This window comes from Nocardioides sp., from assembly GCF_036493135.1.
Taxonomy (GTDB): Bacteria; Actinomycetota; Actinomycetes; order Propionibacteriales; family Nocardioidaceae; genus Nocardioides.
In genome coordinates this window covers 1-26,105 of sequence record NZ_DASXQG010000089.1, presented here as the reverse complement: position 1 = coordinate 26,105, position 26,105 = coordinate 1, and the positions used below count along the sequence as shown (strand labels likewise).

The 26,105-nt window shown below is 69.5% G+C and carries 29 protein-coding genes and 1 pseudogene; 13 read left to right on the top strand and 17 right to left on the bottom strand.

From position 1 onward, the window contains the following. The first annotated feature begins 9 nt into the window (after positions 1-9). Positions 10-474, top strand: coding sequence for a hypothetical protein (locus VGJ24_RS16640; RefSeq protein ID WP_331501753.1), 465 nt, complete (start codon positions 10-12; stop codon positions 472-474). A 181-nt stretch (positions 475-655) separates the two neighbouring features. On the opposite strand, the gene VGJ24_RS16635 is transcribed toward VGJ24_RS16640, so the two are convergent. Beyond that, positions 656-841 (bottom strand): hypothetical protein, encoded by a 186-nt coding sequence (locus VGJ24_RS16635; RefSeq protein ID WP_331501752.1) that lies wholly within the window; start codon positions 839-841, stop codon positions 656-658. A gap of 225 nt (positions 842-1,066) precedes the next feature. Beyond that, positions 1,067-1,759, bottom strand: coding sequence for a hypothetical protein (locus VGJ24_RS16630; protein ID WP_331501751.1), 693 nt, complete (start codon positions 1,757-1,759; stop codon positions 1,067-1,069). A 154-nt stretch (positions 1,760-1,913) separates the two neighbouring features. On the opposite strand from VGJ24_RS16630, the gene VGJ24_RS16625 reads away from it, so the two are divergent. After that, a complete protein-coding gene (locus VGJ24_RS16625; protein ID WP_331501750.1) occupies positions 1,914-3,089 on the top strand; it encodes a sensor histidine kinase in 1,176 nt (391 codons plus the stop codon). Then, entirely contained in the window at positions 3,086-3,742 is a 657-nt protein-coding gene (locus VGJ24_RS16620) for a response regulator transcription factor (RefSeq protein WP_331501749.1), read from the top strand. Before VGJ24_RS16625 ends, VGJ24_RS16620 begins: the two co-directional genes overlap by 4 nt. A gap of 242 nt (positions 3,743-3,984) precedes the next feature. Here the strand turns inward: VGJ24_RS16620 and VGJ24_RS16615 are convergent, their stop codons facing one another. Then, on the bottom strand, positions 3,985-4,494 hold the full coding sequence (locus VGJ24_RS16615; protein WP_331501748.1) for a GNAT family protein: 510 nt from the start codon (positions 4,492-4,494) through the stop codon (positions 3,985-3,987). A 309-nt stretch (positions 4,495-4,803) separates the two neighbouring features. On the opposite strand from VGJ24_RS16615, the gene VGJ24_RS16610 reads away from it, so the two are divergent. Beyond that, the gene (locus VGJ24_RS16610) at positions 4,804-7,368 is read left to right on the top strand and encodes a DEAD/DEAH box helicase (RefSeq protein WP_331501767.1); all 2,565 of its coding nucleotides are present in this window, start codon (positions 4,804-4,806) and stop codon (positions 7,366-7,368) included. 176 nt (positions 7,369-7,544) lie between these two features. On the opposite strand, the gene VGJ24_RS16605 is transcribed toward VGJ24_RS16610, so the two are convergent. Both VGJ24_RS16605 and VGJ24_RS16600 read right to left on the bottom strand, forming a co-directional pair. Then, entirely contained in the window at positions 7,545-7,733 is a 189-nt protein-coding gene (locus VGJ24_RS16605) for a hypothetical protein (RefSeq protein ID WP_331501747.1), read from the bottom strand. Positions 7,734-8,347: 614 nt separating this feature from the next. Further along, on the bottom strand, positions 8,348-8,791 hold the full coding sequence (locus tag VGJ24_RS16600) for a MarR family winged helix-turn-helix transcriptional regulator (RefSeq protein WP_331501746.1): 444 nt from the start codon (positions 8,789-8,791) through the stop codon (positions 8,348-8,350). A gap of 86 nt (positions 8,792-8,877) precedes the next feature. Here VGJ24_RS16600 and VGJ24_RS16595 point away from each other — a divergent pair, with 86 nt between their 5' ends. Beyond that, positions 8,878-9,537, top strand: coding sequence for an FMN-dependent NADH-azoreductase (locus tag VGJ24_RS16595; protein ID WP_331501745.1), 660 nt, complete (start codon positions 8,878-8,880; stop codon positions 9,535-9,537). A gap of 164 nt (positions 9,538-9,701) precedes the next feature. On the opposite strand, the gene VGJ24_RS16590 is transcribed toward VGJ24_RS16595, so the two are convergent. The 3 genes and pseudogenes from VGJ24_RS16590 to VGJ24_RS16580 all read right to left on the bottom strand — a co-directional run bounded on the left by VGJ24_RS16590 (position 9,702) and on the right by VGJ24_RS16580 (position 11,406). Further along, a complete protein-coding gene (locus VGJ24_RS16590) occupies positions 9,702-10,490 on the bottom strand; it encodes a hypothetical protein (RefSeq protein WP_331501768.1) in 789 nt (262 codons plus the stop codon). 354 nt (positions 10,491-10,844) lie between these two features. Continuing rightward, positions 10,845-10,898 (bottom strand): annotated as a pseudogene (locus VGJ24_RS16585) (hypothetical protein); the annotation flags it as partial. Positions 10,899-10,980: 82 nt separating this feature from the next. Further along, on the bottom strand, positions 10,981-11,406 hold the full coding sequence (locus VGJ24_RS16580) for a MarR family winged helix-turn-helix transcriptional regulator (protein WP_331501744.1): 426 nt from the start codon (positions 11,404-11,406) through the stop codon (positions 10,981-10,983). A 150-nt stretch (positions 11,407-11,556) separates the two neighbouring features. Here VGJ24_RS16580 and VGJ24_RS16575 point away from each other — a divergent pair, with 150 nt between their 5' ends. Continuing rightward, positions 11,557-13,359: an ABC transporter ATP-binding protein gene (locus tag VGJ24_RS16575; RefSeq protein WP_331501743.1), complete on the top strand. Its 1,803-nt coding sequence runs from the start codon at positions 11,557-11,559 to the stop codon at positions 13,357-13,359. A 106-nt stretch (positions 13,360-13,465) separates the two neighbouring features. Here VGJ24_RS16575 and VGJ24_RS16570 read toward each other — a convergent pair whose 3' ends face one another. After that, positions 13,466-14,032 (bottom strand): DUF6197 family protein, encoded by a 567-nt coding sequence (locus VGJ24_RS16570; protein WP_331501742.1) that lies wholly within the window; start codon positions 14,030-14,032, stop codon positions 13,466-13,468. A 251-nt stretch (positions 14,033-14,283) separates the two neighbouring features. On the opposite strand from VGJ24_RS16570, the gene VGJ24_RS16565 reads away from it, so the two are divergent. Further along, positions 14,284-14,682: a hypothetical protein gene (locus VGJ24_RS16565; RefSeq protein ID WP_331501741.1), complete on the top strand. Its 399-nt coding sequence runs from the start codon at positions 14,284-14,286 to the stop codon at positions 14,680-14,682. Between the two features lie 14 nt (positions 14,683-14,696). Here VGJ24_RS16565 and VGJ24_RS16560 read toward each other — a convergent pair whose 3' ends face one another. Both VGJ24_RS16560 and VGJ24_RS16555 read right to left on the bottom strand, forming a co-directional pair. Next, complete coding sequence (locus tag VGJ24_RS16560; protein WP_331501740.1) at positions 14,697-15,338, bottom strand: hemerythrin domain-containing protein; 642 nt, start codon at positions 15,336-15,338, stop codon at positions 14,697-14,699. Positions 15,339-15,549: 211 nt separating this feature from the next. Then, entirely contained in the window at positions 15,550-16,236 is a 687-nt protein-coding gene (locus tag VGJ24_RS16555; protein WP_331501739.1) for a DUF899 domain-containing protein, read from the bottom strand. 142 nt (positions 16,237-16,378) lie between these two features. On the opposite strand from VGJ24_RS16555, the gene VGJ24_RS16550 reads away from it, so the two are divergent. From VGJ24_RS16550 to VGJ24_RS16535, 4 genes are all read left to right on the top strand, one after another. Next, positions 16,379-16,981, top strand: coding sequence for a GNAT family N-acetyltransferase (locus VGJ24_RS16550; protein ID WP_331501738.1), 603 nt, complete (start codon positions 16,379-16,381; stop codon positions 16,979-16,981). A 102-nt stretch (positions 16,982-17,083) separates the two neighbouring features. Beyond that, positions 17,084-18,124, top strand: a complete 1,041-nt coding sequence (locus VGJ24_RS16545; protein ID WP_331501737.1) for a hypothetical protein — start codon at positions 17,084-17,086, stop codon at positions 18,122-18,124. A gap of 300 nt (positions 18,125-18,424) precedes the next feature. After that, positions 18,425-19,768, top strand: a complete 1,344-nt coding sequence (locus VGJ24_RS16540) for an MFS transporter (RefSeq protein WP_331501736.1) — start codon at positions 18,425-18,427, stop codon at positions 19,766-19,768. Further along, positions 19,765-20,376: a hypothetical protein gene (locus tag VGJ24_RS16535; protein WP_331501735.1), complete on the top strand. Its 612-nt coding sequence runs from the start codon at positions 19,765-19,767 to the stop codon at positions 20,374-20,376. The genes VGJ24_RS16540 and VGJ24_RS16535 overlap by 4 nt, the downstream gene beginning before the upstream one ends. Before the next feature lie 125 nt (positions 20,377-20,501). On the opposite strand, the gene VGJ24_RS16530 is transcribed toward VGJ24_RS16535, so the two are convergent. From VGJ24_RS16530 to VGJ24_RS16515, 4 genes are all read right to left on the bottom strand, one after another. Continuing rightward, entirely contained in the window at positions 20,502-21,377 is an 876-nt protein-coding gene (locus tag VGJ24_RS16530) for an alpha/beta hydrolase (protein ID WP_331501766.1), read from the bottom strand. 195 nt (positions 21,378-21,572) lie between these two features. After that, positions 21,573-22,613 (bottom strand): glutaminase A, encoded by a 1,041-nt coding sequence (glsA, locus tag VGJ24_RS16525; RefSeq protein WP_331501734.1) that lies wholly within the window; start codon positions 22,611-22,613, stop codon positions 21,573-21,575. Further along, the gene (locus VGJ24_RS16520) at positions 22,540-22,971 is read right to left on the bottom strand and encodes a helix-turn-helix transcriptional regulator (protein WP_331501733.1); all 432 of its coding nucleotides are present in this window, start codon (positions 22,969-22,971) and stop codon (positions 22,540-22,542) included. The genes glsA and VGJ24_RS16520 overlap by 74 nt, the downstream gene beginning before the upstream one ends. 176 nt (positions 22,972-23,147) lie before the next feature. After that, the gene (locus tag VGJ24_RS16515) at positions 23,148-23,273 is read right to left on the bottom strand and encodes a hypothetical protein (RefSeq protein WP_331501732.1); all 126 of its coding nucleotides are present in this window, start codon (positions 23,271-23,273) and stop codon (positions 23,148-23,150) included. Positions 23,274-23,282: 9 nt separating this feature from the next. On the opposite strand from VGJ24_RS16515, the gene VGJ24_RS16510 reads away from it, so the two are divergent. Beyond that, positions 23,283-23,537, top strand: coding sequence for a hypothetical protein (locus VGJ24_RS16510; protein ID WP_331501731.1), 255 nt, complete (start codon positions 23,283-23,285; stop codon positions 23,535-23,537). Between the two features lie 35 nt (positions 23,538-23,572). Next, the gene (locus tag VGJ24_RS16505; protein WP_331501730.1) at positions 23,573-24,844 is read left to right on the top strand and encodes a hypothetical protein; all 1,272 of its coding nucleotides are present in this window, start codon (positions 23,573-23,575) and stop codon (positions 24,842-24,844) included. Positions 24,845-24,868: 24 nt separating this feature from the next. Here the strand turns inward: VGJ24_RS16505 and VGJ24_RS16500 are convergent, their stop codons facing one another. Together VGJ24_RS16500 and VGJ24_RS16495 are read right to left on the bottom strand one after the other, a co-directional pair. After that, positions 24,869-25,690, bottom strand: coding sequence for an IclR family transcriptional regulator domain-containing protein (locus VGJ24_RS16500; RefSeq protein ID WP_331501729.1), 822 nt, complete (start codon positions 25,688-25,690; stop codon positions 24,869-24,871). A gap of 10 nt (positions 25,691-25,700) precedes the next feature. Next, a partial coding sequence (locus tag VGJ24_RS16495; RefSeq protein ID WP_414691102.1) for a hypothetical protein occupies positions 25,701-26,105 on the bottom strand: 405 nt, incomplete at its 5' end.

Genomic DNA, 26,105 nt, shown 5'->3' with positions numbered 1-26,105 from the left:
CGTGCGCTGGTGAACCGCCGCCTGCTCGCCGGGCCCGTGGTCGCGGCCCTGCTGCTCCTGCCGACCGCCTGCAGCAGCGGTGACAGCTCCGAGGCTCGGGATCCCGACGCCGGCGGCTTCTCGGCGGCCGCCGACACCGACACCTGCGTCAAGGACGCGAACGAGGTGACGTCGACGCCCGACGGCTATCCGGCGGGCTTCCCGCTGCCGGCGGGCACCCTGGTCTTCCACATCGAGGACCGGGGACAGGAGGGCGTCATCGCCACCGGCGTGACCGCGACACCGTTCGACGACGTGCTCACCGCAATGAACGCCACGAAGAAGTCCGGCTTCGAGGTCACCAGCGGCGAGACCGAAGACGACGACGCCGAGGCCAACTGGACCGGCAACGGCTATGTCGGACGCTGGGCGATCAAGAAGTCGGCCGCGTGTCCTGGCGAAACCGTGATTCAGCTGCTGTCGAAGAAGAGCTAGGCGCTTCGGGGCCTGCCGTGCGCAAAACGTGGGCAGTCGTGACGTTCCCCCCGACCCGGATGAAGTGCTCAACCGCGGGGTTCGGAGATGAGACTGATGCCGAGAACTGGATGTCTCAGACTCGCCTTGACACGGATCGTGGATACGGCGCGATGAGTGCGCCATTCCGCCGGATGTGGACTCAGCCGTCGAGTGCCTGAGAGGGCTTGTCGGCGTTCGTTTCGTCGAGGAACGCATCGCGCATGCGTGCGTCGCAGCGCGGGTCGGCGATGCCGCAGCATGACTTCAGCTTGACGTGGACGGTGATGGACCCGACCACAAGGAACGCAAGGAAGCCCATCACTGGGACCGCGAACACCCACGCCATGGCACACCTCTCGCCCTGCTCGCCGCCAGCCTAAGGCCCGGATGGCGGGTCCGAGTATCCCGCGTCTGCACCAGGATCGTCGCCGCATCGAGCGAGGTCGTGCTGGCGGCCACCTGGGGTTTGGACGTGACCACCACACTGCACTCGGCGACGTCGTGGGCCGCGAGCTGAGCGGGACATCTGAGATCTGGCCGTGCGTCCGGGAGGAGCGGCTCGCGAGTTGACTCAGGCGACCTGCGAAGCGGCGCGCTGGTCGAGCCGGCGTCCGACTGCCTCGGGGCCCTTCGCCGGCGCGAGCACGGACATCGCCTGTCGGGACATCCCCGCCAACAGGATCACGCTGCTGACCATGACGATGGCAACGCTGCTGGCCGTGAACCCGACGAGCTGGACGACGATCCCGACTGCGAAGAGCAGAGTTGCCCACGCCGGGGTACGGCGACTGCGCACCAGCGCGATGCTGAGCAGGATCGTGCCCACGAGGAACCCGAGGCCACCGACGGCGAACACGACCGTGCTGCCGCCTGCGTTGTCGAAGCGGTCGATCACGGCCGCCATCTGCTGACGGTCGGCGCCGTGCCCGACCATCTGCCAGACCATCAGCTGGGACATCGCGTCTCCGATCGCGATCAGCGTCCCGAGGCCGAGCGCGGTGCCACCGATCGCCGCGAGCCGAGGTGACCCGGCTGCCAGCCGGACCAGGGCGAGCACGGCCGGGACGAACGCCATCGTGCCGACGATGAGCAGCAGTGTGTACGCGTACCAGCGATCGGGGTTCCGGCCGATGATGGCGAGCTGCTCGGAGGAGTCGGCCGCCAGCTTGGGAGAGACCGCCTCTGCGGCCAGCCACAGCAGCGGTGTCGCGATCAGTGCGGAAGCCAGGGCCAGCCGGCCCGCGCTGGGTGAGCTTTCGTTCATGGGAACTCCGTTCATGGGATCTCCTGGGTTGGGTGCGAGTACGACCCGCCGAAACTAGGCCTGCAAACGGGGGCGCTGCTGCGGCCACAGGAAGGGTTCGGTTCATCCCTGAGAACGAATCGGTCCGGGTGCTGCCGCGCGTACGATCCGGAACGTGTCCCAGGGGCGTGACGAGACTCCCTGGCGGCGCCCCCAGGTGCTGGTGGACGTTGCCGCGGGCCTGGTCCTGATCGTCACGTTCGAGTCCCTGGCCTGGTCCCACTTCGGGCCTGGCGAACACATCGCGGGCCCACAGTGGCTGACCGCCACACTCCCACTGCTGATGATCGTGCCGCTGTGGTGGCGCCGGCGGTGTCCCCTGGCGACCTGGCTGCTGGTGCTCACCGGCCTCGTCATCCAGTCCGTCACCAGCCGGAACTCCGCCGAAGGTCTGGAGATCCTCATCCCATTGGCGATCGGCAGCTACTCGGTGGCGGCGTACGGCGTGCGACGCAACGCCGTCGTGGGTCTGTTCGCGCTCCTCGCGGGCTACTCGGTCTTCGCATTGGAGGACCGGAGCTTCCGCAGCGGTACCGCGGACGCACTCTGGGCGACGGCGTTCTTCGGTCTGGCCATGGTCGCTGCCTGGCTGATCGGCAGTTTTGCCAGCAGCCGGCGCGAGGCGGCGGAGGCGGCAGCGAATGCTCGGCAAACCGAGGAGTTGGCCCGGGAGGCCGTGAATGCGGAGCGCAGCCGCGTGGCCCGCGACCTGCACGACATCGTGTCGCACAACCTCAGCGTGGTGGTCCTCCAGGCGGCTGGTGCCAGGGCGAGCAGCCAGGGGCAGCCGGCGGACGGGGCGCTGGAGAAGATCGAGAGGAGCGCCCGGGAGGCGCTGATCGAGATGCGTCAGCTGCTCGGCGTGCTCCGCACCGACGACCACGCGCGGATGCTCTCGCCCCAGCCGGGGCTCGGTGACCTGGACGCGCTGATCGAGCGGGTTCGCCAGGCCGGGCTGCCGGTCGATCTGACGGTCGAGGACGGGCTCGCCGGGCTGCCTGCGGTGATCGGGCTGTCCGCATACCGGATCGTCCAGGAAGCCTTGACCAACACCCTCAAACATGCCGGTAGTGCCCGGGCGCGGGTCCGCGTCGGTCGTGACAACGGAGCCGTCATGATCGAGGTGACCGACGACGGTTGCGGACCCATGCCTGGCCAGGAGCTGGGGCAGGGCCTGGTCGGGATGCGGGAACGAGCCGTCTTGCTCGGTGGTGATCTCAGTGCCGAGGTGGGCGAGGAGGGCGGCTTCGTCGTCAAGGCGATGCTGCCCCTGGCCGGGACCACCACATGACAGGCGTACTGCTGGCAGACGACCAGGCGCTGATCCGCGAAGGCCTGCGGCTGCTTGTGGAGGCCGAGCCCGACCTGCACATCGTCGCCGAGGCCGACACCGGCACGGCCGCCGTGGCCGAGACGCTTCGGCATCGACCAGACGTGGTGCTGATGGACATCCGGATGCCTGGTCTTGACGGCATCGAGGCCACCAGACGGATCATCGCCGCGGGCTCATCGGCCCGAATTCTGATCCTGACCACCTTCGACCTCGACGAGTACGTCTACTTGGCGCTGAAGGCGGGTGCGAGCGGCTTCCTCCTCAAGGACGCAGAACGGGCACAGCTGATCAACGCAATCCGGACGGTGCACGACGGTGACCACCTTCTGGCGCCCGGCATCACCCGACGGCTGATCGCAGACTTCTGCCGCGGCCCCCAGCCCGGCGACTCCGGTGCCACCACGGCGGGGCTCAGCCCGCGTGAGGTAGAAGTGATCCGACTCCTCGCCAACGGCCTGTCCAATGCAGAGATAGCCGAGCAGCTGTTCCTCGGCGAGACGACCGTCAAGAGCCACATCGCGCGAATCCTGGCAAAGCTCGATCTCCGCGATCGGCTCCAGGTGGTCGTATTCGCATTCGAGAGAGGGATCGTCCGGCCCGGGGGCCCGTGAGTAGACGTCGCCTCTCGGTCTGCCAAAAGGACCAACGGTGGTTGGTGGTCAGAACTCCTGGGCCGCGCCGCTTCCGGGCTCGTGCGCCTCGTCCGGCGATCACTCGACCGCCCGTCAGACCGTCATCGCGGCGTAAGGGTGCGTATCGCGCAGACAGCGGCCATTTGTGAGTGCGCGTTCGAGGAACCAGGTGCTTCTATCCGCCGCCTGTTGGCCAAGAACGCGCACCCAGCGAGCCTCTGTCACCTGAGACCGGTGCTGGGATCGATGCGCCAGTGATTCGTGCGGAGGTCCCGGCCCGCGAACGTCGTGTTCCGCTCGCCGACCAAGGTGAACCCGACGGACCGGCAGAGCGCGTTTGACGCGGCATTGGTCACGCCCGGGAAGGCGTGGACGACCCCCCAACGTCCGTCGTCGCGAGCCCTCTCGAGCATGTCGCGGACTGCCCGCTTCGCGTAGCCATGGCCCTGGAACTCCGGCAGCACCATCCAGCCAATCTCGGTCAGCCCCGCCTCCTCGCCCTCTTCATGCGACCAGAGCGCGACCGTGCCGGCGACGACCTCGGGTGCGGCGGCGTCGGGAACGATCATGGACACCCACCACTCGTCGGCGCGGGTCCTTCGGACATCGGTGTCGACCTTCGCCTCAATGCCATCCCGGGGAAGCGGCCCACCCAGCTCGGCCATCATCGCCGGATCGCAACGCATCCTCACGTAGGCGTCGGCGTCGCTGGCCTCGACGTCTCGCAGCAACACGCTGGACCTCCATCTGAAGTAGTCACGACACCTGGAATGTGGCTCAACCTCCAGATCGACTATCCCGCGGCCGGAACCGCGGACGCCACTCGCGGCGCGTCGTCCAGCCGGCCCGAACGCGGGTCGCCCGACCTGCGTCACTGCGCCGCGAGTGAGCCGAGCTTGCTGAAGCTCTCGCACCACCATCGTCCGTACCGACCCTCGGTGCGTTGTGGGCCGGCGACCGCCACGAGAGCGAGGCGCCCGACGGTACTGTCGCCCGGGCGTGCTGACAGGCAGGCGCGGTCCAGGAGGTCACGGGTGCGGGTGGGCGAGGCGGAGTGGGTTCCCCGGACCGACGATCCCGATGCTGTCTACGACGCCGTGACCGCCTGGGTCGAGCAGCGGGGCCTCAGCCTGTACCCGCACCAGGACGAGGCGATCATCGAGCTGCTCGGCGGCAGCAACGTCGTGCTGGCCACCCCGACCGGGTCCGGGAAGTCGCTGGTGGCCATGGCCGCGCACGCGGCGGCTCTGGCGGCCGACCGGGTGAGCTTCTACACGGCGCCGATCAAGGCGCTGGTCAGCGAGAAGTTCTTCGCGTACTGCGAGATCTTCGGGCCCGCGAACGTCGGGATGCTGACTGGCGACGCATCCGTGAACCCCGAGGCACCCATCATCTGCTGCACCGCGGAGGTGCTCGCGAACATCGCGTTGCGAGAGGGCCCCGACGCCGACGTCGGTCTCGTCGTGATGGACGAGTTCCACTTCTACTCCGAGCCTGACCGCGGCTGGGCTTGGCAGGTCCCACTGCTCGAGCTGACCCAGGCGCAGTTCGTGCTGATGTCGGCGACGCTCGGCGACGTCGGCACGATCGCGACCGACCTGACCCGGCGCAACGGCCGGCCCACGGCAGTCGTCGACAACGCCGAGCGCCCGGTGCCGCTGGTCTTCGCGTGGGCGATGACCCATCTCGCGGACACCGTCGCAGAGCTGATCGAAGGCCGGCAGGCCCCTGTGTACGTCGTGCACTTCACGCAGGCGGCCGCCGTCGAGCACGCCACCTCGCTGCTCGCCGCCAAGCCGGGTGTCCAGCTGACCCGGGAGGCCCGCGACGCGATCAACGAGCGGCTGGTCGGCTTCCGATTCGGTGCCGGCTTCGGCAAGACCCTGCACAAGCTGGTACGTCGCGGCATCGGCGTCCACCACGCCGGGATGCTGCCGCGCTATCGCCGCCTCGTGGAGCAGCTGGCCCAGGCCGGACTGCTGGTCGTCATCTGCGGGACCGACACCCTGGGGGTCGGCATCAACGTGCCGATCCGGACGGTGCTGTTCACCGGGCTCGCGAAGTTCGACGGCACCCGGCAACGGATCCTGCGCTCGCGCGAGTTCATGCAGATCGCGGGCCGCGCCGGCCGCGCCGGCTTCGACACCGTCGGGTACGTCGTCGTCCAGGCTCCCGAGCACGTCATCGACAACGCGATCGCCCTGAAGAAGATCGGCGACGATCCCAAGAAGCAGCGCGGTTACCGCCGCAAGAAGGCACCCGACGGCGAGGTCGTCTGGTCGGAGGAGACGTTCGACAAGCTGGTCTCGGGCACCCCCGAGCAGCTCGTCTCGCGGATGAAGGTCGACAACGCGATGCTGATCAACGTCGTCGCCGGCGAGGCCGACGCCTTCCCGATCCTGCGACGGCTGCTCACCGACAACCACGAGAGCCCCCGCAACCAGCGGAGGCTGGCGCGCCGGGCACTTCGGTTGGCGCGCAGCCTGGTGCACTCAGGCGTGCTCACCCGGCTCGCGGAGCCCGACGAGCTCGGACGGCGCTACGTGCTGACGGTCGACCTGCCGGACGACTTCGCCCTCAACCAGCCGCTGTCGCACTTCGGGCTGGCGGCGTTCGACGTACTCGACCCCGAGTCGGATGAGTACACGCTGGACCTGCTGTCGGTCGTGGAGTCCGTGCTCGAGGCGCCGCGGCAGATCCTGGCTCAACAGCAGTACGTCGCCCGAGGCATCGCGGTCGCGGAGATGAAGGCCGACGGCATCGAGTACGACGAGCGGATGGCGCTCCTCGACGAGATCACCTGGCCGATGCCACTGCGCGAGCTGCTGGAGGCGACGTACGCGATCTACCGCGAGACCCATCCGTGGCTGCCCGAGGACGCGCTGTCACCGAAGTCGGTCGTTCGGGAGATGTACGAGCAGGGCATGAGCTTCACCGACTTCGTGACCCGCTACCAGCTGGCTCGCTCCGAGGGCCTGGTGCTGCGCTACCTGACGGACGCCTACCGGACGCTGCGGCAGACCGTCCCGGACCAGCACCGCACCCCGGAGCTCGAGGAGCTCTCCGAGTGGCTGGGCGAGACCGTGCGCCAGACCGACTCGTCGCTGCTCGACGAGTGGGAGGCGCTCACCGACCCCGAGGCGGTCCACCGCCACGCCCTCGAGCTGGCCGAGCACCGCCCGCCGCACAATCCGAGACCCATCTCCCAGCAGGAGCGGGCGTTCGGCGTGATGATTCGCAATGCGATGTTGCGACGCGTGCAGCTCGTGGCCCGCGACGACCTCGACGGACTGATGGCGCTGGAGCGCGCAACTGCCGACCGGGTGGATCCACCGGCCGAGGTGGTGATGACGCGATCCGTCTGGGACGCCGGCATCGAGGGCTACTACGCAGAGCACGAAGAGGTGCTGCTCGACGCGGACGCCCGCGGGCCCGACCTGCTGCGGATCGTCAGGGCCGGACGGTCATGGCCGGTCACCCAGACCCTTCACGACCCGGCTGGTCACCACGACTGGGTCATCGAAGCGCTGGTCGACGTCGACGCGTCGGACGAGGCCGGCGAGCTGGTGCTCGTCACGCAGGCGTTCCGCAGGCTCGACGCGTGATTGCGACGCGTGATCGACGCCGTGCGAGCGTCGTCCGTCGAGCTGAACCTCGGGTCCGAACGTCGGAGCGAGCTGTGAGGTCCGTCCCTGCCGTCATGGCTCACTCGTGACGCCGAACAGCCGGTCGGCCAGCACGGCCATGGCCGCCAGGGTCGGCAGGTCCGGCTCGGCCTCGGTCAGGTCATCGGCCAGGCCTCGACCACGCCCAACGCCCACTCCGCCCACTGGTCGACCATCAGCTGGCAGTCGTGCGGAAATCGACCGGTGAGGATCAGCCATGGGAGCCGCTCCGGGAACGCGCCGACCCCGTCCAGGTAGTCCCGAGGGATCGCTCGGGACTCGTTCGCCTGCTTGCGTGCCCACATGGCCCAGGTGCTTGGCCAGCCGAGACCCGGCGACCCCGTGGAGCTCTCCGACCCTGGAAGAGGGCAGTTCGCGAGCAGGGCCCCGACCGTCGAGAACAGTTGATCAAGGTCGCTGATCTGACCGCGGACTCGAGACCAGACGTCTCGGCGGCACACAGGACCCTCGCCAACGAAACGACCTAACGCCTCGAGGTGTGGTCACGCACGCCGGGCTCAAACATGATGATCGACCGCGCGACCAGGGGGTCCAACGCCGAAGTTTCGAGCTGTGCAAGTTGATGCCAGTGATGCTGCGAGGGCCGTCCAGGCCGTTTGTCGCGATGGGGACAACAGGGTCATTGAAGACGTACTGCACGGCCGGCTGGGTGGTGAGAGCCCTTCCGCCCTGAGCCGGCACCAGCGGGCCATAGCCCGAATAGAGGGAACGTCCGATTCATAGACCTGGACGATGACGCCGCCCGCGTGGCCATCCCGTCTGGTGGCTGGACCGAAGTTTGTCTCAGCCCGCCGCGTCCGTGGCGCACCATGAGCATCCGCGTCAGTCCGCCGGCTGAGGGGGCAGGAGCAAACCGGCTGCCACCCATACCGCGGGGAACTGTCGGTCTGCGGTTGGGTCAGGGTTCGGACGCGCTCGCTGCAAGCACCTTGCGAAAGGCTGCCGCCAGGACCTCGACCTCGTGTGCGGTCAGGTGGTCGGCGAACTCACGTTGCACGGCGGCGACGTACGTCGGTGCAGCCTTGCGCAACGCCGCCCGACCCGCCGAGGTAAGAGCTGCGAACGCCGATCGGCCGTCGTGCGGGTTGGGTTCTCGAGTCACCAGTCCGGCCCGCGCCAGCTCGTCGACGACCCGGCTGACCCGGGTCCGGCTCACAGCGGCGACCGAGCCGAGCTGTCCCATGGTGAGGCGTCGGCCTGGTGCACCGTTGAGCTCGAGCAGCACGTCGTACCAGGTCAGAGGCAGACCCTGGGCGTCCTGCAGCTCGCGGTCCAAGCGCGGCACCAGCGCGGCATGCACCTTGAGCAGTGCACCCCATGTCTCGGAGGGATCCGTTCGCATGACTGCAGCATACTGGATCTTGTGCGTGCGCACGCACTTTGATATAACTATGTGCGTACGCACATACCTGCTGGGAAGGAACCGCCATGACCACCTTGCTGCACATCTCCGCCTCCCCTCGTGGCCAACGCTCCGAGTCACTCGCCATCGCGGCGACGTTCCTCGACGAGCTGCGCGCGACCCACCCCGAGGCCACGGTCGAGCACTGGGACCTCTGGGACGGCACCCTGCCCGAGTTCGGCCCGCCCGCAGTGGCCGCCAAGATGGCTGTCTTCGGCGGCGCCGACCCCGAAGGGGACGAGGCCACTGCATGGCGCGCCGCGCATCGCACGTTCAGGCGCTTCGACTCCGCCGACTACTACCTCTTCACCGTGCCCATGTGGAACGCCTCAGTGCCCTACATCCTCAAGCAGCTCATCGACGTCATCAGCCAGCCCGGCATGATCTTCAGCTTCGACCCCGAAACGGGCTACACCGGCCTGCTTGACAACAAGCGGGCCGCCGTCATCTACACCGGCGCGGTCTACGGCCCCCATCGGGGCCGGGGATTCGGCAACGACTTCCAGCAGCCGTACTTCGAGGACTGGTTGCACTGGGCCGGCGTCGACGACATCCGCAGCATCACGTTCCGCCCCAACCTGGCCACCACCGACCCCGAACCCGGACGCCGCGCCGCGCACCTCCACGCCACGGAGGTCGCCCGAGAGTTCCTCTCCCCCGCCGGGCCTGCCCTGCTGGCAGGATGACCCCCGGGTCCCAGCGGCCGCGTCATCGCTCCAGACCGGCGCTCGGCGCCCGGGCTGAGGTAGCCCATTTCGGCGCGTGGTGTCACACAACTAGCGCACTGCTCGGGGCGCCTGGTGATCGTGGCGTCCCAGCACCCGAGCGCCGGGACGCCACGCGGTGCGCGTCAGGTGTTCGGGTTCAACACGAACCGGCACTGACCGGAGACCCGACCACCCACCGTGCTGTAGGGGTAGTCAGCCGGGAGGGTCGGGTCATCGTCCGCATCGCCGAACTGCGGTGCAGGGGACATGCCTCGGCAGGTCAGGTTCCCGCCGATCATGTCGTGGACGATCTCGTTCCCATCCGGGTCGTCGTTCTTGATGTACTTCAAGATCACATTGCCGTCGATCTGCGACCGGATCACGCCGAACCAGGTGGTCTTGAGACCCTTCACGACCAGGTTGCCGTGGATCACATCGTCCTTGACCGAGAACGGGATGAAGCCCCCCTGCTCGAAGACGAAGCCCGCGCCGCCGCCCTGGGAGCGCACGTTGCCACCGACCTCCACGCCGTTGATCGCGGCGTCGAAGACGTACCTTAGGTTGACGTTGCCGTCCACCGTGGTGTCCGAGAACGTCGTACCCCCCTCGCAGCCGTGCGCTGCGGTGCAGCCGAGTCCGAGGAACGAGCCGTGGTAAGCCCGGACGTTGCCGCCGATGTGCACCGTCGAGGGCGCTGTGTCCGCAATGAACTGCGCTCCGGGCTCGACGACCAGGTTGTGCACCACGATGACCTCGGCGCCCACGGGCACGGTGCACTCGCCGGTGATCCTCAGGGTCTGGTACGTCCCGGAAGCGATGTCGCCCCCGCTGCAGGTGGTCCTCCAGTGCGAGTCGCCGCGCGCCGCCGAGCTGAGGCCGCTGAGCGCGAGCGCCGTCGCCGCCACCAGTAGGACACTGCGTGGCAATCTCATGATCTCCCCCTTGCCGAGGGATGTCGGCAATCCCTCCGCCCACGAGACAACACGAGCACCCACCCCGGGTTGCAATGGTCCGTGAGGACCCCGAAGGGGGCGCATCCCAGCACGAAGCGTCGAGTCCCACCGGGACGAGCACGGCCGCCGCTGCAAGCCAGTTCCGTCGTCAGTGAACAACACTCGAGCCGTCCAATCCGGCGCTGGCCTCTGTCTTGGTGACCTCCGGCGCGCACTCACTAAGCCGAATCCCATGTACGTCGGCCTGACGGGACTGCTCTTCTGGACGATGGTTCGCCCGAACGGCCAGAGCGCGAAGAGCCCGATGCGGAACGACGCGACGCCGAACGGGATCCCGATGATGGTGATGCACCACAGCACGCCCACGACCAGGTAGGCGAGGAACATCCAGAACCCCGCCAGCACGAGCCACAGCAGATTCAGCACGAAGCGCCCGTCCACCACCCTGGCACCTGCGGCTGTCGGGCGCCTACTCCGACAAGAGCCGGCGCAGGATTCGGGACAGGTGGGCGCGGTCGGTCTTGGACAGCTGCTCGAAGAGCCGCTCCGACTCCAGGCCGCGGGCGCGTCGTACCTCTTCAGTGAGCTCGACGCCGCGGGGGGTCAGGGAGACCAGGGTGGCGCGGCGGTCGGTGGGGTCGGGGGAGCGCTGGACGAGGTTCTTGGCCTCGAGGGCGTCGACGACCTCGGTCGCGGAGCGGGGGGCGATGCGCAGGAGTTGGGCGAGCTCCGAGGAGCGCACGCCTCCGTCGTGGGCGGTGAGTACCCGGACGGCTCGCATCTGGGAGGGCGTGACGTCCCAGGCAGAGAGAGAAGCCATCGAGGCGGCGCGGAGCCGGCGGGCGACGGCGCCGAAGGCATCGCCGAGGTGCTGGGCCGGCGTCACTCGCGTCATGGGAACAGGGTAGCGCGAAAAGGTGTTGTACCCTCATGATGAGGTAACCTCAGCAAACCGGCTTCGAGACGGCGCCGGCGCGCCTCCTCAACGAGCGAAGCAGCTCTCGACCACCGATAGAACGGACCACACTTGGCTTCCACCACACCCATGAGCACCGGCCGCGGGGGGCGGTTGCGTACCCCCGACAAGCCCACCGCCGAGGAGAAGCGACAGGCGAGCGAGGTCTCGCTGGGCCGGATCGCGCGGCTGTTCTCGCCGTACCGCTGGTCCGTGCTCGGCGTCGTCGCGATCATCGCCGCCTCGTCGATCGTCGGCCTGGCCTCGCCGTTCCTGCTCCGCGGCATCATCGACGTCGCTCTGCCCGGGCAGGACCTGCGGCTGCTCGTCGTGCTGACGGCCGCGATGGTCGTGGTCGCCGGCGTCACGTCCGCGCTCGGCGTCGTGCAGACGTGGGTCAGCACGAAGGTCGGCCAGCAGGTGATGCACGGTCTCCGTACCGACGTCTTCGCACATCTGCAGCGCCAGTCCGTCGGCTTCTTCACTCGCACTCGCACCGGCGAGGTGCAGTCGCGGATCACCAATGACATCGGCGGCATGCAGTCGGTCGTGACCTCGACCGCGACCTCGATCGCCTCGAACCTCACCACCAGCGTTGCCACCGCCGTCGCGATGGTCGCGCTGTCCTGGCGGCTCGCGCTGATCTCGCTCGTCGTACTGCCGCCGGCGATCTGGCTCAGCCGCCGGGTCGCCCGGATGCGCCGCGAGATCACCGCCCTCCAGCAGCGCGAGCTCGCCGACCTCAACGTCACCATCGACGAGGGACTCTCGATCAACGGCGTCCTGCTCAGCAAGACGATGGGCACCGGCCCGTCGCTGGTACGACGGTTCACCGAGTCCAGCGCCCGGCTGATCGACCTCGAGCTCCGCTCGCAGCTCGCCGGTCGCTGGCGGATGGCGTCGATGAGCCTCATCTTCGCGGCGATTCCCGCCGTGATCTACCTCAGCGCCGGGTTGCCGATGACGAGCGGTCGGGGCGGCGCGATGACGATCGGCACCCTGATCGCGTTCACGACGCTGCAGAGCCAGCTGTTCCGGCCGCTGATGGGACTGCTCAACACCGGCGTCCAGGTGGTCAGCTCGCTGGCGCTGTTCCAGCGGGTCTTCGAGTACCTCGACCTCCCCGTCGAGGTCGCCGAGCCCACCGACCCGGTCGACATCGACACCTCGACGGTCCGCGGCCACGTGCGCTTCGAGGGTGTCGGGCTCACCTACCCCGGAGCCGACGTACCGGCTCTCGAGGGCGTCGACCTCGACGTCCCGGCCGGTACGACGATGGCGTTGGTCGGCGAGACCGGGTCCGGCAAGACGACCCTCGCCTCGCTGGTGGCCCGGCTCTTCGATCCGACCGAGGGGCGGGTCACCATCGACGGCGTCGACGTACGACGCCTCCGGCTCGCCGACCTCGCCGAGATCGTCGGCGTGGTCAGCCAGGAGACCTACCTGCTGCACGCGACCGTGCGCGAGAACCTCCGCTACGCCCGCCCGGACGCCACCGACGCCGAGATCGAGGACGCCGCGCGCGCCGCCCGCATGCACGACCTGCTGGCCTCGCTGCCCGAGGGCTACGACACCGTGGTCGGCTCGCGCGGGCACCGGTTCTCCGGCGGGGAGAAGCAGCGGCTCGCGATCGCCCGCACCCTGCTGCGCAACCCGCGGATCCTGGTGCTCGACGAGGCGACCAGCGCACTCGACACCGAGACCGAGCGCGCCGTGCAACAGGCCTTCGACACCCTGGCCGAGGGTCGTACGACGATCACCATCGCGCACCGACTCTCGACCGTGCGAGACGCCGACCAGATCGTCGTCCTCGACCACGGCCGGGTGCACGAGCAGGGCACGCACGACTCGCTCCTCGCCGACGAGGGCCGGTACGCCGCGTTGGCGGCCTGACCCTTTTCGTCAGGCCGGCGGGTCCAGCGAGGGCAGTCGTGGCATCGCTCGACGCTCACGACATCGCATCGCCGCAGGAGTCCAGGCGGGCGTGGCGGGCCGACCGTCAGGCCGGAGCGAGCGACTGTCGCTCCGCGTGGCATGCGCGAGTGTGCAGGTCTGCCAGGTGCTCGGTTGACTCGAGCAGGTCGACCACCTCGGCCTGCGTCCGTCCTCGCGCGTCGTTCCAGTGCGTGAGGTCGAGGAGGCGCATCGTGCGTACCTGCGGCGACGGGCACGCGACCGCGGGAGGGTCGACATCCTCGTGCAGGGCGTGCCAGGTGAGGTCCAGGGTCCGCTGGACGAGCTGCGTCCGCGCCATCTCCGGGCCGCCCGCCGCGTAGACGACAGAGCCGACGAGACAGGCGCCGGTGACCGGATGGTCGCGCACCATCCGCAGGTCGTAGACCGTGACCGCGACCTGCCGCACGGGCGTGGCCACGGTGAACCAGGCGCCCTGCACCCAGCCGTGGCTGACCACCTCGGCCGCCTCCGAGAGGACTGCCCGGATGGCGTGCAGCTCGGCAAGGCGGGAGGACAGGGTGTCGCAGCGGTCCAGGCGCCGCCGCTCCGACCTGGGGTCGGGCCGAGCCTGGCCCACCGGCGGACGAGACCAGGTCACGAGACTGCCCACGAGGACCTCCCTCTTGTCGCGAAGTCGAACGACTCCACTGTCCGCCGCCGCCGTCCAAGAGGCAACCGCAACTTGGGGTCACGCCCCAGGCGGGCGGTGGAGCGGTGGCGAGCCTGGGGTTGATCAGCGCCAGCCGTTCCTGACCGATCGCGCCGGTGTCCGAGGCGGTGGTCGGCAGCAATTCGGTCTCGCCGCAGAGCCTTCGCTGCATAGGCTGAGGCAGCGCATCGACCCACGGAGGGCGACCGGCCTTGCGATTCACCGAGTACGAGCTGACCGCGGCGCTCACGGGGGCCGCGAAGGCGGTCCTGGCGGCCCAGCGCAAGGACGTACGCCGCGGCAAGGCCGACATCGACACGGTCTGGGACGAGCTGGACCGCTACCAGCGGTTCCAGATCCTCGACCAGCTCGGCGGTCAACTCCTTCCGGTGCTGGTGGCGTTGCCGGACGTCGAGGTCGCCCCCGGCACGCGACCGTCGTACACCGACCGCGAGGTGAGCGAGACCGTGGAGGCCCTCGTCGACGACTCCGTGGGAAAGCTCCGCCGGGCGGTCATTGTCAAGACGCGTACGGCGCTCGTGCAGACCGCGCTGGCCCACCTCCCGCCGCGCCAGGATCCGGATGCGCTGATCGTCCCCGACCATCTCTAGGCGCGAGCCGCGGGTCAGCGCCAGACCGGCGCGATCTCCTTGCGGTAGCGGCGACCGAACAGCCCACTCAGGATCGTCAGCACCGGACCCGGGACGCTCTCGCGCAGCGCGGCCCGCTCCTCCGGTGTGGCGCCGTCCTGTACCCAGGAGAAGAAGATCCCCGCCTTCGGCGGGCCCGTCCGGCGGCTGAACTTCTTCCCCATCTCCTTGATCGCCGGATCGCCGTCGTGCTTCACCAGCGCCGGCTCGGTCTCACGCTCCTCGTGGTCGAGGTGGGTCACCGTGGTCGCCCGGAGCTTCTCCATCGCGGCGGCCGCGGCGTCGGCGTCGGCGCGGGTCGCCGTACGGTTCAGCGTCGCCATGGCCGCCCGCGTGGACGCGAGGTCGGCGGCCATCGCCTCGTGCTCGGCGTCGAAGGCGTCGATGGTGACTCCGGAGATGCCGATCGCCTTCATCGCCGGCCAGGCGATCTCGTGCTCGCCCTCGTGGTGCTCGGTGAGCTGGGCGTCGAAGTTCGCCCAGGCCCGGTGGAGTGCCGCCGCCCGGCGACGGTCACCGTCGGTGAACGCGTCGAGGGCTCGGCGAAAGCGGTCGAGGTCGCGTCGGACGGCGGCGTGGATGACCTTGTTCATGCTCATGCTCGGAGTGGAAGCCATGGGGCCACGCTAGTGGCGCGCGCGTTGGAAGGTGTTGAACGGTTGGCCTGAACAGGGTGCGTGCATCGCAAGGCGTCGGAGCGAAGCCACACCCGTTCGTCTCGCGAGGGACGGCAACGCAGCGAGGTGCGTGTCATGTGTGCGCGAAGCGCACAAGAACTTCCGACGCGCGACACGAGGAGCCGGCCGCCACGATGCCACCGGGCTCGGCTCAGGAACCGTAGGCGTCGTGATAGTTCCACCATCGGTACGGCGGGGTCTGCGGGTAGCCCTCCGGGGAGTCCTCCCCCTCCTCCTGGCGACCGAGTGCGGTGATGTCGAGATAGTTCCAGGTGCCCCCCATCGCCTCGTCGCCACGAATGTTGATGAAGTAGGTACGGAACACCCGGTCGTCGTCGCGGATGAACGCGTTGGTGCCGTGCCAGTCGTCCACCCCGAAGTCGGCGTCGAAGTCGTCGGTCAGCGTGTACCACGGAATCGCGTCCCACCCGTGCCGTGCCTTCAGGCCCTCGATGTCTGCCTGCGGAGCCCGTGACACGAACGCCAGCGAGGTGTCGCGGGCATTCAGGTGTGCCGGGTGCGCCACCTGGTCCGCGACGAGCGAACAGCCGACGCAGGCCCGCTCCGGGTACGAGCCGCCCTCGGCGTACGTCGTGATGTCGGGCCCGTAGAAGGCGCGGTAGACGATCAGCTGGCGGCGCCCCTCGAACAGGTCAACCAGGCTGGCAGGTCCGGTCGGTCCTTCGAAGCGGTAGTCCTTCTCCACCGCCATCCACGGCATGCGCCGGCGTTCGGCCGCCATCGCATCGCGCGCCCTGGTGAACTCCTTCTCCTTCACCAGCAGTCGCTCCCAGGCGGCTTGCCATTCCGCCGCCGGAACCACAGGGGGTGTCTTCATCAGCTGGTACCTCCTTCGGCCACTCGCGGGCCTCGCAGCACGAGTCAGAACACCACTCGACCCTACCGTCGGCCCGACCTGCCGGCGGCGCACGAGCTGACGACGCCTGGTCGCTGTCGGTGGGTTGAGGCAGGCTGCCCCTATGGCGTCGCAACCTCGGGACGAATACGCAACCAAGCCGCTCACGGCCGAGACGTGGGATGACTTCGCCGCTCTGGTGGAGGCGAACAACGGCGTCTGGGGCGGGTGCTGGTGCATCGGGTTCCACCCCGAGGGCATCACCAAGGACAGCACGGCCGACGGCAACCGCGAGGCCAAGCGTGCCCACGTCGCCAACGGGACGGTCCATCAGATGCTCGTCTACCGGGCCGACGAGTGTGTGGGCTGGATGCAGTACGGGCCGCCCGCCGAAGTGGCCACGATCAAGAACCACAAGGCCTACGAGAAGGAGCTCGTGGACCTGCCGGACTGGCGGATCGGCTGCGTGTTCACCGGCAGCCGTCACCGGGGCGAGGGCGTGGCGCGCGCAGGACTGGCCGGGGTGCTCGGTGCCATCGGCCGGGCCGGTGGCGGCACGGTCGAGGCCTACCCCGAGCAGCTGGAGGGGCGCGGACCGCAGCGGGGCGCCTACCTGCACACCGGACCGGAAACCCTGTTCGAGGAGTTCGGCTTCGTCCGCGACCGTCGCATCGCGAAGTGGCGCTGGGTCATGCGTACGACGGTCGCGAACGGCGCGGAGGGCTGACTCGACCGGACCACGACGAGCGGTGCGGAATCCGCTCGCCCAGCGACGCGACCGCGCCTAACATCGAGGCGTCCGTCTCCGCGATGACGCAGGCTGCAGACCGTGACACTGCAGCCAGGGGTGAACCGGGATCGGAGCGGGATGGCGAGGACCAAGGCCGAGGATCGCGAGGTCCGGCGCACTGTGGAGATCGCCTGCGACGAGTCGGGATTCGTGGGCGGATCGCTCTTCGGGGCCAGCCGGGTCTTCGCGCACGCGAGCGTGCACCTCGATCTGCGTGGTGCGATCGATCTCGCCCGGGAGGTCCGGACGCGCACCGGTGCCGGCTCGCACGAGCTCAAGGCGTCGCGGCTGAATCGACCCTGGGGTCACCCCGTTGCGGCGTGGCTCTGCGGTCCGGACGGACCACTGCAGGGGCGTGCCTTTGTGCACGTGACCGACACCCGACTGTTCGGACTCGCGCGGCTCGCACAGGTGTTGCGCAACGACTCGTCCCCCGAAGGTTGGTGGAGTGCCCAGGAAGACCCGACGACCTGGGACCTCGTGCTCCGCCTGCACGCCCTGGTGGCCCGTCTTCCGCAGACGCAGGAGCGCCGGATCCTCGAGTGCGCGCGCGACGTTCTGTGGGTGAACCGCAACCATCGCCGTCGCGACTCGATCGAGGCGTGGACCGACGTCGTGGGTGCGGTCGCGGGCCGGCTGGAGGACGCAGACGATCGGTGCTTCCTGGCCGGCTGGGCCACGCCCGAGGCAGTACGACGTGCCCGCGACTACCTGGCCACGCCGCCGGTGTCGCCGCTCACCGAACCCCTCCTACCGGCGCTGCGCTGGGCCGTCCACCACTGGAGTGCCCGCGGTGACGTCAGCGTCGTACACGACGAGCAGTCCGTCCTCACTCCGGCGCGGGTGGCGGCCATCGCCGAGGAGCTCGAGGGCTCGAGGCCCGGCCGCCGGCTGACCGGGTTCACCCGGGTCGACTCGCGTGAGGACGAGCGCGTGCAGCTGGCAGACCTGGTGGCCGGTGTCGTCCGCCGCACCGTGGAGGACCGACTCTCCGGATCTCCGAACGCGCTGACCGTGCCGATCAGTCACCTCGTCGCGGACGGGTCGCCCGTCGTCGAGTACGCCGTTCGGCCCTCGTGAGGCCGCGTCGGCTCAGCCTGGATCCGTGCTCAGAGGCCGCGGCGACCGCCCCGCACGCGATTGAGGATGTAGATCGCGAGCGCGATGATGACCAGGATGATGAGGATCGTCCACAACATGGTGGGGCTCCGTCCGATTGAGGGTGGGCGCTGTCGTCGAGGAGCCGACTAGCGAACGCAGGCTCGCCCAATCAGCGCCCGTCGAACTCCACCCGGTGCCGTACCCCCGTCGAGGCCCAGCAAACGTCGGCGGGTGTCGTGGTGACTCCGTGAGGGCCGCGGTCGATGCGAGGATGACCGGGTGCGTCGCGCCGTGGCTCCGCTGCTCACGCTGACCGTGGCGCTGGTACTGGCGGACTCCGCAGTCGTCACGCTCGCCCTGCCCGACATCCTGGTGAACCTGCACACGACGGTCGGGCAGGTCGCCTGGGTGCTCATCGCGTTCAACCTCGTGCTCGCGATCGTCGCCGTACCCACCGCCGTCGTGTTCGGTCGGGCACAGCCGCGCCTCCTCACCGCCGCCGGGATCGCGGTGTTTGCCGCATCATCGGCGTGGTGCGCGTGGGCGGGTTCGATCGAGGTCCTCGTCGCTGCTCGCTGCCTGCAGGCGCTCGGGGGCGCCTTCGCGCTGATCGGCTGCCTCGAGCTCCTGGTCGCGGTGTACGACGAGCGCCGCGGCGTGGCGACCTGGATCACGGCCGGCGTCTTGGGCACGGCCGTGGGACCCGTGGTGGGCGGACTGCTCACTCAGGCGTTCTCGTGGCAGGCCATCTTCGTGGTGCAAGTGCCGTGCGCGGTGCTGGCGGTGCCGGCCGCGCTCGCCGTACACGCTCCGCCCGAGCGCGCACCGGACCGGCACCGTCCGGCGTTGCGTCCCAACCTGGCCCTCGCGCTGCTGTCGGCCGCACTCACGGCCGCGCTGTTCCTCCTGGTCCTGCTGCTGGTCGAGGGCTGGCGCCGTTCTCCCGCGACGGCGGCGCTGACCGTGTCCGTCGTACCGGTCGCGGCCCTGGCGGCTCGCCCGCTCGCCCGCCTCCTCCGTCCGCCGACCGAGGTCGAGGTCGCCTCGGGCTGCTTCCTGATCGCCGGCGGGCTGGTCGGCCTGGCGATCCTGCCGTCCGCCGACCTGGCCTGGACGGTCGCACCCCAGGCGCTCGTGGGACTCGGACTTGGACTCACCATGGACCGGCTCACCTCGTCGGCGATGCAGCTGCGCCTGCCGCGGGTGCGGCACGCGGCGTGGACGATCGGCGCTCGTCATATCGGCGTGGTCCTGGGGCTGGCGATCCTGACGCCGGTGTTCACCGCGAACCTGAGGGATGCGCAGGTGCCCGCCCAGGAAGCGATCACGTCCTTGGTGCTCGACGCCCCGCTGCAGCCACAGGACAAGGTGGCGGTCGCTCACGCGCTCGGCGACGAGCTGACGTCGCAGCAGGGACGCATCCCCGACCTGCACCGGGCCTTTGCGACCTTGGAGGTCGAGCCCGAGGCGCGTCCCGCCACCGCCCGGCTCGAGCGCGACCTCGACGGACAGCTGGAGCGCGCCGCCACCCGCGCCTTCCGCGACTCGTTCCTGCTCGCCGCCGGCCTCGCGCTCCTCGCCCTGCTCGTCGCCGTCCTTCCTCGCCGGAGGTCGACGCCATGACCGGCGGTTCTCGCGTGATGCTTCTGCCGGTGTTCGCGCTGGTCCTCGTGAGCGGCGTGCTCGGGATCCAGCTCGCCCACGGCGGAGGCTCCTTCGCACCACTCCGGCCGGCCGACCCGTGCGCCGTACGCGATGTCACCTCGCAGGTCGGCGGCATCGACGGTCTCACCGAACGCCTCGTGCTCCTCGGTCTCGACGGCGCCGCGTGCAGACTCCACGTCAGCCGTGAGGCGCTCACGCTGGAGCTCGCCCAAGCCGGCACCCCCTCGGACGCCGACATCGAAGCTCTCCGCGCCGGACTGTTGTCGGCCGTTCAGCGGATGAAGGCTGCCGACACCCTCCCGCGCGCCTCCGACCTCGTCGACGAAGCCCTCGACTCCACCGACCTGAACAGCTTCGTCAAGGCTGCCATCCGTGCCCTCCCCGACTCGGTGGTCGACACTGCGCTGAAGACCGACGACGTCCTCACCCGCACCATCGACGACCTCGACCTCCGCACCCTCCTGGCCAACGTCGACGACGAGCAGAGCCTCACTCAGCAACTGGACGCCGCCGTCACCCAAGCGGTCAAGGACTCCCTGACCGCCCGCCTCCGCGACCTGCTGTGAACGCCGGCCTTCTCGTCGTACCCACGATCGCCTTCCTCGGCCTCGCCGATCGCATCCGAAAGGGAAGCCAAGCGCGGCGTCGTCGTCAACGGCAGTGTCGTTCGGCCGCGACCCGGCTGCACGGATCAATGAGCCAGACCAGCCGCAACGACGAAGTCGCGCAACAGCAAGTTCACCTGAATTGGATCGCGTAGGTGGGGCGCGTGGCCGCACCCTTCGAGCGTGATCAGGTGCGCGTCCGGGATCGCCGCAGCCACTGCGGCCCCGCGCGCGGGACCGACGACAGCATCCGCCGATCCCTGGATGACCAAGGTGGGGCAGGACACCTGCCCGCACAACCGGAGTGCGCTGTCCCGATCATTCGCCCATTCCGCGTCCATGCCGCGCAGGATGGTCTCCGCGTCGGTCTGCAGGCCCCACCCGATCGCATCCTCGATCTGCTTCGTCGAGTGGCGCTCGGTGAAAGTCCGCGCAAAGAAGAACTCCACGAAACCTGGCCAGTCGCGCAGAAAGTAATGGCGATTCCACTTCGCCCAACCCTCTGAGGCGTCGAGCTCCTCCTCGAACGAAAAGGGGCCCTCCTCGGCGGCAGGATCGTCGCTGAGCAACAGGTCCGGCGCGATCAGCACCAGGGCCGCCACCCGATCAGGGTGCTCGACCGCGAGAAGGAGATCATCGCCCGCGCCACACCACGAGACCAGCACCACGCACGCGGCACCCACGTGATCCAAGACCGCAAGGGCGTCGTTCGCGGTTGCGCGCCGGTCATTGTCTCGTCGGATGCGAGGACGGTCCGAACGCCCGCTGCCGCGCCGGTCGAACGTCACCACCTGCCCGTGGTGCGCGAAGTAGGGAACCTGGCACTTCCACGTCCGCGAGTGCACGATCTCCCAGGTCGGTAGGAAGACGATGGTGGGCGATCCAACGCCGAACACCTCGAAGTAGATCTTGACGCCGTCGCGCTCGACGTAGCCGTCATCAGTCGGTTGGCACGCCCGCATCAACGGACCTTCCTCAACTGAATCGCTCCAAGGTTCCGCGGAGCAACCCGCTGGCGTTGGGTATCTCAGGATAGTGCCCCCGATGCTGAAGCCTGCCCGGCCCGGTCCGGCTCTGCCTCGTGGCGGCGAGCGACGTCGTCGACGCAGCGATCCGGCTGATGGCGCTCGGGCGGGTCGACGTCTGCTTCGCCGACCTCACCCACCTGTCAGGCTGGCCGGGGGCGCGGCTTCGGAGGCGAAGAGGTTGAGTCCGAGGCGTTCGGCGAGGTACTTGGTGACGAGCTGACCGCGGACACTGTTCCCCGCCGAATCCAGCGGGGGCGAGAAGGTGGCCAGCCCGCCTTTGCCGGGGGAGACGGTGAGGATGCCGCCGCTGACACCGCTCTTGCCGGGAACCCCGATCTCGTAGAGCCAGTCTCCCGACAGCTCGTAGAGGCCGGCGGTGGCCATCACTGCCAGCACTCGCCGGCACACTCCAGGAATGATGACCACGTCACCCGTCATCGGGTTCACGCCGCCGTTGGCCAAGGTGGCCGCCATCACCGCCAGGTCGTGGACCGTCACCTCGAGAGAGCACTGACGGGTGTAGAGGTCGGTGGCCTGATCGGGATCGAAGTAGAGGCGGCCGTAGCTCTCCAGGAGATGGGCGATGCCTTGATTGCGAAGGTTGGTGGCGGACTCGGAGGCGTAGACCTCCTCGTTGACGCTCAGCCGACGGCCGGCGAAGCGGGACAACCCGTCGTGGATCCGCTCCCACTTCTCGTCCACGGTGGCTCCGGGCACCAGACTCGTGGTGGCCATCGCGCCCGCGTTGACCAACGGGTTCATCGTCCGGTCGACGTTCAGCTCGACCGCCATCAGCGAGTCGAAAGGAAAGCCGGTGCTGTTGACCCCGAGCCGGTGCCGCGCCTCGCCGTACCCGATCGCCTCGCACACCAGAGCGAACACGAAGGGCTTGGAGACGCTCTGGATCGAGAACGCCGTGCCGACGTCCCCGATCTCGAAGGACCTGCCCTGGGTGCCGACCACGGAGATCCCGAACCAGTCCTCGGAGGCGCCAGCGAGGACCGGGATGTAGTCGGCCACGACTCCATCCCGGTTGGTGCGATAGCGCTCGTACGCCTCGGTCACAACGTCCCGAACCACGTCGGGTCGGGGCAGATCACCGGTCGAGACCTGCGGGGGTGTCGTCTCCTCGTCGAACGGGAGCCGCTCGTGCATGGGGAGCTTGGTCATGGATCGCCTCTACTGCGGGTGGCGTGGAGCCTACGACACCCCAGGATGGCCGCGAGCCCCATCCCGTTGCTGCCTCTGCGCCCTCGCGGCCGAGGAACGTGAGGACCGCGAGGACGCGACGGTTCTCGCGCCGGTCCTCGTTGAGCTGGAGCTTGGTGAAGACGCGGCTGACGTGAGTCTCGACCGTCTTGAGCTCCACCGTGAGCTGCTCGCCGATGGCGCAGTTCGACCGACCGTCGGCCATCAGCTCGAGGACCTCCAGCTCGCGCGGGGACAGTCGGTTGAGCAGGTCGTCTCGACCCGTCCTGCCGAACGTGCGGTCGGCGGCGCGCACGGGACGCGGCAGTGTTGTGGTCATCGCTTCTTCGTCATTCCGGGTGGCGGATTGTTTCCCTGTCACCTGTACGTCGAACCGGAGGCCGCAAATGCGACATCCGGGTGTCGATTTCCGGCGCGGGGAACTCCCGCATCGTGCGGGAGCTCACGCTCGGGGATGGCGCGGCTGTACCCGAGGAGGTCCAGGGGGCAGCGACGCTAGCCGCCGCGATGCTCCTGGTCGGTGGCATCCCCGTCGCCGGCGCGACCCGGTTGGACCAGTCCCGACTCATAGGCCAGCACCACCGCATGGACGCGGTCGCGGACGCCGAGCTTGGCCAACACCCTGGTGACGTGATGCTCGCCCGCATGATCTGCCTGGGCATCGCCGTCCTGCGCGCGCGTGCCCTGCCCCGCTGGGTCGGCGTGCTGTTCGTCGTCGTGCCCTTCCTCGGCGCGGCCGGTCCACAGGGCGCTGTCTCACTGGCTCCCGACCACCTGCTGTTCATCGGCCTGTTCACCGTGGGCGTCACCCAGCTGCGCGAGATCCACGCGCCCCTGCTCACGTCCGCCGCCCAGCGGTCGAGTCAGGTCGCCGCGAGCGGGTGAGGAGTGGGTGACGATCGAGGGCTAGGTTCACACGAGTGGCGACTGGTTCCTCTGTGGGTTTCGCGGCCTCGGTCGGCGGTCTCGCCGGTGCCTCGCTGGCGGCGCACCGTGGAGTGAGGTCGGCGGCGGGCGCCGCCCTCGTCGGCGCGGTCGGCCTGGGTACGTCGGAGGCGGTCGCCCGGGCACGCCAGAAAGAGGGAGAGATCCCGGCGCTGTGGCAGCGCATCGCGGTGAGCGCCGCGCTGGCGGCGCCCCTGGGGTGGGTGGCCGGGAAGCTGACCGGCGCCGGGCCACGCACGGTCGGCACGGCGACGGGCGCCGTGGTGGGCGCGATGGGGGTGCGGCCGCAGAAGGTGGCGCTCGGCCCGGTCGTGGGCGCTTCCGTCGGGCAGGCCCTGTCCCGTGGCCCGGCGCCGGCGGCCGTGGTGGCGAGCAGCACGGTCCTGGCCTATCGCAGCACCTCTGCGCTGGTCTTCCGCGACGCACAGGTCAGCCTGCTGGCGGAGCGAGTCAGCGCCGCCGATCTGCCGTTCGTCGTACCCCGGCCGGCGCGGTCGAGGTACGTCGGCACCGGGTACGTCCGGGAGCTGGCCGAGGAGCTCGGCGCCGAGTACACCGCCGACGCCCCCGACACCGGGATCGTGGCCTCCCTCGAGGCGTTGGCGGGACCGGCGTTCGACCCCGGGCAGGTCGATCCGCTGGTCCGGGAGTTCTACGAGCACACCACGCGGTTCGCCCTGGACATCGTCCCGCAATGGCGGCTGTGGGTACGTCCCGGCTATCTGCTGTACCGCACCGCGGTCGCGCGGCCCCTCGGGCAGGCCAGCATCCCGATGAACCAGCGCGAGGCCCAGCGCGGGATCCGCAGCCGGATCGACACGATTGGCGCGGTCGACGGCGGGGTGGACGGCGCGGTGTCGGTGCGCGGGTGGATCCGGTCGTTCGCCGACGACGACGAGCCGATCATGGTGGGCATCTACACGACGTACGCCCACGGCGACTCCGGCTACGTCAGCGTCGGCTTCCCGGTGCCGGAGGGCAGCTTCACCGCCACCCTGCTCCCGCGGTCACGTCCCGATCGCGGACTGACGCTGACCAGCGGCGTCGACGACGGCCAGGCCGGGCACTACCTCACGTACGTCGACACCGCGGCGGGCGAGCTCACCGCGCTGGCCGTGCACGGCTTCGAGGAGCAGCTCGACGTCTTCGTGGAGGGCGGCGTGCTCCGCGCGGAGCACGCGTTCTGGCTCTTCGGCTTCCCGTTCCTGACCCTGCACTACCGGATCGCCCGCAAGCCCGCCGGCTGATCAGCAGCGGTTGAGGCGGCGACGCTAGCGCGCCCCCTCGACCACCGGCGACGCCTCGTGGTGCGGGCGCGACTGCCACAGCGCCCAGTCGGCGGAGACGTCCCCCGCGGCGCGGAGGAGCTTGGGGAGGTGGGCTTCAAGGAGGTGCTCGGTGCTGGTCTCGGCGGCGTGGACGGTGACGTTCATGGCGGCGCGGACTGCGCCGGCTCCGTCGCGGACGGGGACGGCAACAGATCTGACGCCGGGCGCGAGCTCCTCGTCGGCGAGGGCCCAGCCCCGGGCCCGGATCTGGGACAGCTCGGCCTCGAGCTCCTTGCGGGAGTGGTCGACGTGGGGCGGGACGCCGGAGCGGGACGGGATCTCGAGGACCTCGTCGAGCTCGTCACGTGAGAGAGCAGCGAGCAGGACCTTTCCCTGGGACGTCTGCGGTGCTGGGAACAGGGTGCCGATGTCGACGCGGAGGGCGATGATCTTCGGGACCGAGACGCGGGCGACGTAGACGATGTCGTTTCCGTCCAGCTGCGCCATCGACGAGGACTCACCGGTCTGGCGGACCAGCGCCTCGAGGTGGGGGCGGGCGACGTCCCACAGCCCGAGCGAGGCGACGTACGCCGTGCCGAGGGTGATCACCTTCGGGGTCAGCGAGAAGGCGCCGTCAGCAGACCTGACGTAGCCGAGCTCCCCGAGGGTCAGGAGGAGTCGTCGTGCGGTCGGGCGCGCCAGACCCGTCGCCGAGGCCACCTCGGCGAGAGACATATCGCGGTGATGCTGGTCGAAGCACCGCAGGACGTCGAGGCCGCGCGCGAGCGACTCGACGAAGTCCGGTCCCGAGCCACGGCCGGCCACGCCGCAGACCCTACGAGTCCGAGCCGGGGTCGCCGAACATCGTCCCGCGTGCGCCGTGGGTGGCCTCGGACTGGTAGTCGGTGTACTGGTACGGGTTGTCGAGCACCTTGCTGCCCTCGGGCATCTCGGGGTGCATACCGGCGTCCCAGGTCTCCTCGCCCATGGCCGACCGCAGGTGGTCGACGGTGGCGTCGATGTCGCGTCGTACGGCGCCGGCGTCGAAGCCGACCAGCTTGCCGTCGCTCTTCACGACCCGACCGTCGACGACCACCGTGTGTACGTCGCCGCGCTGTGCCTGGAAGGCGACGTGGCCGTAGGGGTTGACGATCGGGAACGAGACGGGGGAGTCGTCGTTCTTGATCAGGACGACATCTGCCTTGGCTCCGGGGGTGAGCCGGCCGAGGTCGTCCCGACC

What these genes read in the sequence shown, in the direction of transcription:
- VGJ24_RS16560 (WP_331501740.1), bottom strand. Translation starts at nt 15,338, where the DNA reads ATGGCTTCCACTCCGAGCATGAGCATGAACAAGGTCATCCACGCCGCC.
- glsA (WP_331501734.1), bottom strand. Translation starts at nt 22,613, where the DNA reads ATGACCAAGCTCCCCATGCACGAGCGGCTCCCGTTCGACGAGGAGACG.
- VGJ24_RS16550 (WP_331501738.1), top strand. Translation starts at nt 16,379, where the DNA reads ATGGCGTCGCAACCTCGGGACGAATACGCAACCAAGCCGCTCACGGCC.
- VGJ24_RS16620 (WP_331501749.1), top strand. Translation starts at nt 3,086, where the DNA reads ATGACAGGCGTACTGCTGGCAGACGACCAGGCGCTGATCCGCGAAGGC.
- VGJ24_RS16575 (WP_331501743.1), top strand. Translation starts at nt 11,557, where the DNA reads ATGAGCACCGGCCGCGGGGGGCGGTTGCGTACCCCCGACAAGCCCACC.
- VGJ24_RS16595 (WP_331501745.1), top strand. Translation starts at nt 8,878, where the DNA reads ATGACCACCTTGCTGCACATCTCCGCCTCCCCTCGTGGCCAACGCTCC.
- VGJ24_RS16555 (WP_331501739.1), bottom strand. Translation starts at nt 16,236, where the DNA reads ATGAAGACACCCCCTGTGGTTCCGGCGGCGGAATGGCAAGCCGCCTGG.
- VGJ24_RS16580 (WP_331501744.1), bottom strand. Translation starts at nt 11,406, where the DNA reads ATGACGCGAGTGACGCCGGCCCAGCACCTCGGCGATGCCTTCGGCGCC.
- VGJ24_RS16530 (WP_331501766.1), bottom strand. Translation starts at nt 21,377, where the DNA reads ATGCGGGCGTGCCAACCGACTGATGACGGCTACGTCGAGCGCGACGGC.
- VGJ24_RS16605 (WP_331501747.1), bottom strand. Translation starts at nt 7,733, where the DNA reads ATGTGGGCACGCAAGCAGGCGAACGAGTCCCGAGCGATCCCTCGGGAC.
- VGJ24_RS16630 (WP_331501751.1), bottom strand. Translation starts at nt 1,759, where the DNA reads ATGAACGAAAGCTCACCCAGCGCGGGCCGGCTGGCCCTGGCTTCCGCA.
- VGJ24_RS16600 (WP_331501746.1), bottom strand. Translation starts at nt 8,791, where the DNA reads ATGCGAACGGATCCCTCCGAGACATGGGGTGCACTGCTCAAGGTGCAT.
- VGJ24_RS16590 (WP_331501768.1), bottom strand. Translation starts at nt 10,490, where the DNA reads ATGAGATTGCCACGCAGTGTCCTACTGGTGGCGGCGACGGCGCTCGCG.
- VGJ24_RS16535 (WP_331501735.1), top strand. Translation starts at nt 19,765, where the DNA reads ATGACCGGCGGTTCTCGCGTGATGCTTCTGCCGGTGTTCGCGCTGGTC.
- VGJ24_RS16520 (WP_331501733.1), bottom strand. Translation starts at nt 22,971, where the DNA reads ATGACCACAACACTGCCGCGTCCCGTGCGCGCCGCCGACCGCACGTTC.
- VGJ24_RS16635 (WP_331501752.1), bottom strand. Translation starts at nt 841, where the DNA reads ATGGCGTGGGTGTTCGCGGTCCCAGTGATGGGCTTCCTTGCGTTCCTT.